The organism is Phenylobacterium sp. (assembly GCF_036821595.1).
In the GTDB taxonomy this organism is placed as follows: domain Bacteria; phylum Pseudomonadota; class Alphaproteobacteria; order Caulobacterales; family Caulobacteraceae; genus Phenylobacterium.
The window spans coordinates 1-4,393 of the sequence record NZ_DAISJG010000125.1; the positions used below are offsets into that span (position 1 = coordinate 1).

The window sequence follows — 4,393 nt, forward strand, 5'->3', positions numbered from 1 at the left end:
CAATCGTGCCGATGTTGCAGTGCGGCTTCGTGCGTTCGAACTTTTCTTTGGCCATTTCAAGCTCCAGCCCTGTCCGGGCTTGTCCTCTAGCTAGGGTTGGAAGGTCTTAGGCGTACTTCTTGATCACTTCTTCGGCGACGGCTTGCGGCACCGCCTCGTAGTGATCGAACTGCATCGTGAACTGGGCGCGGCCCTGCGACATCCCGCGAAGGTTGTTCACATAGCCGAACATGTTGGCCAGCGGCACGAAGGCGTTGATGACGATCGCGTTGCCGCGCACGTCCTGACCCTGGATCTGGCCGCGGCGGCCGTTCAGGTCGCCGATGACCGAGCCCAGGTATTCTTCCGGGGTCACCACCTCGACGCCCATGATCGGCTCGAGCAGCTTGGCCCCGCCCTTCTCGCGCAGTTCCTTGAAGGCCGCGCGGGAGGCGATTTCGAAGGCCAGGACCGAGGAGTCGACGTCGTGGAAGGCGCCGTCCACCAGGGTCGCCTTGAAGTCGATGACCGGGAAGCCGGCCAGCAGGCCGTTTTCCTTGGCCGAGGTCAGGCCCTTCTCGACGCCGGGGATGTATTCCTTCGGCACCGCGCCGCCGACGATGGCGGACTCGAAGACGAAGCCCGAACCCACTTCACCCGGCTCGAACACCAGCTTCACGCGGGCGAACTGGCCCGTGCCGCCGGTCTGCTTCTTGTGGGTGTAGTCGATCTCGGCCTTGCGGCTGATGGTCTCGCGATAGGCCACCTGCGGCGCGCCGATGTTGGCTTCCACCTTGTAGGTGCGCTTCAGGATGTCGATCTTGATGTCCAGGTGCAGCTCGCCCATCCCCTTCAGGATGGTCTGGCCGGACTCGTGGTCGGTCGAGACCGTGAAGGACGGATCCTCGGCGGCCAGCTTGGCCAGGGCGACGCCCAGCTTCTCCTGGTCGGCCTTGGACTTCGGCTCCACGGCGATCTCGATCACCGGGGCCGGGAATTCCATGCGCTCCAGGATGACCGGCGAGCGGGCCGGATCGCACAGGGTGTCGCCGGTGCGGGTGTCCTTCAGGCCGGCCAGGGCGACGATGTCGCCGGCGTAGGCTTCCTTGATGTCCTCGCGGTTGTTGGAGTGCATCAGCAGCATGCGGCCGACGCGTTCCTTCTTGTCGCGGGTGGAGTTCATCAGGCCCATGCCGGTCTCGAGCTTGCCCGAGTAGATGCGGCAGAAGGTCAGCGAACCCACGAACGGGTCGTCCATGATCTTGAACGCGAGGACCGACAGCGGCTCGTCGTCGGAGGCCTTGCGGACCACCGGCTCTTCCGTGCGGAAGTCGATACCCGGGGTCGGCGGGATGTCCACCGGCGAGGGCAGGTAGTCGACGACGGCGTCCAGCAGCGGCTGCACGCCCTTGTTCTTGAACGCCGAGCCGCAGAGGATCGGATAGAAGGCGCCGGTCAGCACGGCCTTGCGGATGCACTTCTTGATCACCGCTTCCGACGGCTCTTCGCCGGAGAGGTAGGCCTCCATCGCCTCGTCATCGAGCTCGACGGCGTTCTCGATCATGTAGTTGCGGGCGGCCTCGGCCTTTTCCTTCAGGTCGGCCGGGATCTCCTCGTCGCGGTACTTCGCGCCCAGGCCGTCGTTGTCCCACACCACCGCCTTCATGCGGACCAGGTCCACGAGGCCGCGCAGCGAGGATTCCGAGCCGATCGGCAGCTGGATCGGAACCGCCTTGGCGCCCAGGCGGTCGCGGATCGACTCGACCGACTTGTCGAAGTCGGCGCCGAGCTTGTCCATCTTGTTGACGAAGACGATCCGCGGAACCTTGTACTTGTCGGCCTGGCGCCAGACGGTCTCGGTCTGCGGCTCCACGCCGGCGTTGCCGTCGAGCACGGTCACCGCGCCGTCGAGCACGCGCAGCGAGCGCTCCACCTCGATGGTGAAATCGACGTGCCCGGGGGTGTCGATGATGTTCAGGCGCTTGTCGTTCCAGAAGGCGGTCGTCGCGGCCGACGTGATCGTGATGCCGCGCTCCTGCTCCTGCTCCATCCAGTCCATGGTGGCCGCGCCGTCATGGACCTCGCCGATCTTATGGCTCTTGCCGGTGTAGTAGAGGATCCGCTCCGTCGTCGTCGTCTTGCCGGCGTCGATGTGCGCCATGATGCCGAAGTTGCGGTAGTCTTCGATTTTATGCGTGCGGGGCATAGCGGATGGCTCTGGAAAAAGGGCGGTTCGTAGGGGCCTGAACGAACGGCGCGGGCGGTTTAACTCAAACCGCCCGCGCCGGAAAGCTCAGGATGGAAAGGGCTTACCAGCGGTAGTGCGAGAAGGCCCGGTTGGCTTCGGCCATCTTGTGCGTGTCTTCACGCTTCTTGACGGCCGCGCCACGGTTCGAGGAGGCGTCCAGCAGCTCGCCGGCCAGCTTCTCGGTCATGGTGTTCTCGCCGCGGTTGCGGGCGGCGTTGACCAGCCAGCGGATGGCGAGCGCGCGGCGGCGGTCCGGACGGACCTCCACGGGCACCTGGTAGGTGGCGCCGCCGACCCGGCGGGAGCGCACCTCGATGGCGGGGGCGACGTTGTCCAGGGCGGCGTGGAAGGTTTCCAGCGGACCCAGGTCCTTGCGCTTGGCCTCCAGGATGTCGAAGGCGCCGTAGAGGATGTTCTCGGCGACGGCCTTCTTACCTTCGTACATCACGTAGTTCATGAACTTGGTGACGACGATGTCCCCGAACTTCGGATCCGGGAGGACTTCACGTTTGTCTGCGCGACGGCGGCGGGACATATCTTCTGATCCTTACTTAGGACGCTTGGCGCCGTAGAGCGAACGACGCTGCTTGCGGTCCTTGACCCCTTGGGTGTCGAGCACGCCGCGCAGGATGTGGTAGCGGACGCCCGGAAGGTCCTTCACCCGGCCGCCGCGGATGAGCACCACGGAGTGCTCCTGCAGGTTGTGGCCTTCGCCCGGGATGTAGCACACCGCCTCGATGCCGGTGGTCAGGCGCACCTTGGCGACCTTACGAAGCGCCGAGTTCGGCTTCTTCGGGGTCGTCGTGTAGACGCGGGTGCAGACGCCACGGCGCTGGGGGCAGCCCTTCAGGGCCGGCACCTTGTTGCGCGAGGGCTTGTCCTGGCGCGGCTTGCGGATGAGCTGGTTGACTGTAGGCATCTAGTCTCGCTTGCGTGGAGGCGTGTGCCGTTTGGCCGAGGCGCCTCGATTGGGGTCGTTGTTGTGTTCTGGTCCGGGGCCTGCCGGTGAACGCAAAAACTCGCCGGGACGCCGTGGTCTGGCGTTCCGGCGGGAACCGCGCCTCCGGACTGGGACGAATCCCGGCCTCGAAAGAGGGCGCTACATAGTCGCGAAGCGGCGCGCCGTCAACGTTTGCGCAAGGCGCCGGCCCTGTTCCCGCCGGCGCCCCGTTCCGGCCACGAAAAGGCCGCGCGCCCCCTCCCCCATACAGCCCAGCTTGGGACGGATGGAAGAGGCTGATGCCGAAGGGCGGACGGCGGGGCGCCGGGGCTGTGGCGATCTCGGCGGGGCTGCACGCCGTGCTGCTCGTCGGCGTGGCCTTGCATGCGCCCCGCCTGAAGGTCCCGCCGCAGTCCAGCGCCGGCGCGCCCGCGCCGATCATCCCGATCCTCCTGTCGCCGCGCGCCGCCCCGTCGACCGCGGGCGCGCCGGGCGGCCCGATCCGGCTGCACCGCCGCCAGGTGCGGCCGCGCGACCTGCCGGCCCACGTCAGGCCGCTCGTGGCGCCCGTCGCCGAGGCGCCGGCCACGCCGTCCGGGCCGGATGCGGCGGGCCCGCCCGCGCCGGAGGAGTCGGCGCGCAGGCTGCTGGAGGCCCAGGACCTCGCCCGCGCCCTGCGGACCCGGGTGGGATGTTCGAGCCCGGCGCTGCTGAGCCGGGAGGAACGCGAGGCCTGCGACGATCGCCTGGCGGCCGGCGCCCGGGACGCCCCCTACCTGGGCGAAGGCCTGGGCCGCGAGACGGCCCGCGGGCTCGACGCCGCCGCCGCGCGCAAGGCCGCGGACGCCCGCTACCGCGCCGCGCCGCCCACGCCGCCGTCGGCGCCCGGCCGCGCGGGTTCCGGCCAGACCGCCGAGGGCATGGCCGCCCAGATGGGCAACGACCGCGGAACGCTGCGCGCGCCGTTCTGAGGCCGCCCGCCACGAAATCGCCGCGGGGGACCGTCCCCATGGGGCGGAGCTGAGGGACGGCGGGACTCATGGGAGCGGCGAGGCGGCGCCGGACGACGATCGCGATCGGCCTTTCGGCCGCCGCCCACGTGGCGGTGCTGACGCTCGTGGCCCTGCACGCACCGATCCTGAAGGTCCCGCCCATGGTCTCCGGCCCGCCGGAGCCGGTCATCCCCGTGCTGATCATGCCGCCACGGCCGCCGCCGAAGCCGGCCG

Annotated in this window: 4 protein-coding genes and 1 pseudogene; 2 read left to right on the forward strand and 3 right to left on the reverse strand. The window is 68.7% G+C overall.

The genetic code is table 11. The features are described 5' to 3' along the window. Window positions 1-106: 106 nt before the first annotated feature. The 3 genes from fusA to rpsL all read right to left on the reverse strand — a co-directional run bounded on the left by fusA (window position 107) and on the right by rpsL (window position 3,146). Window positions 107-2,185: an elongation factor G gene (gene fusA / locus V7Z97_RS19440; protein WP_334165135.1), complete on the reverse strand. Its 2,079-nt coding sequence runs from the start codon at window positions 2,183-2,185 to the stop codon at window positions 107-109. Between the two features lie 103 nt (window positions 2,186-2,288). Next, entirely contained in the window at window positions 2,289-2,762 is a 474-nt protein-coding gene (rpsG, locus tag V7Z97_RS19445) for a 30S ribosomal protein S7 (protein ID WP_334165138.1), read from the reverse strand. Window positions 2,763-2,774: 12 nt separating this feature from the next. Next, a complete protein-coding gene (gene rpsL / locus V7Z97_RS19450; protein WP_056018026.1) occupies window positions 2,775-3,146 on the reverse strand; it encodes a 30S ribosomal protein S12 in 372 nt (123 codons plus the stop codon). A 320-nt stretch (window positions 3,147-3,466) separates the two neighbouring features. On the opposite strand from rpsL, the gene V7Z97_RS19455 reads away from it, so the two are divergent. Then, entirely contained in the window at window positions 3,467-4,138 is a 672-nt protein-coding gene (locus V7Z97_RS19455; RefSeq protein ID WP_334165141.1) for a hypothetical protein, read from the forward strand. Between the two features lie 68 nt (window positions 4,139-4,206). Further along, a pseudogene (locus tag V7Z97_RS19460) lies at window positions 4,207-4,393 on the forward strand (hypothetical protein); the annotation flags it as partial.

Bases quoted from the DNA above. Each gene is read 5' to 3' on its own strand.
- fusA (WP_334165135.1), bottom strand. From the start codon at position 2,185: ATGCCCCGCACGCATAAAATCGAAGACTACCGCAACTTCGGCATCATG.
- V7Z97_RS19455 (WP_334165141.1), top strand. From the start codon at position 3,467: ATGCCGAAGGGCGGACGGCGGGGCGCCGGGGCTGTGGCGATCTCGGCG.
- rpsL (WP_056018026.1), bottom strand. From the start codon at position 3,146: ATGCCTACAGTCAACCAGCTCATCCGCAAGCCGCGCCAGGACAAGCCC.
- rpsG (WP_334165138.1), bottom strand. From the start codon at position 2,762: ATGTCCCGCCGCCGTCGCGCAGACAAACGTGAAGTCCTCCCGGATCCG.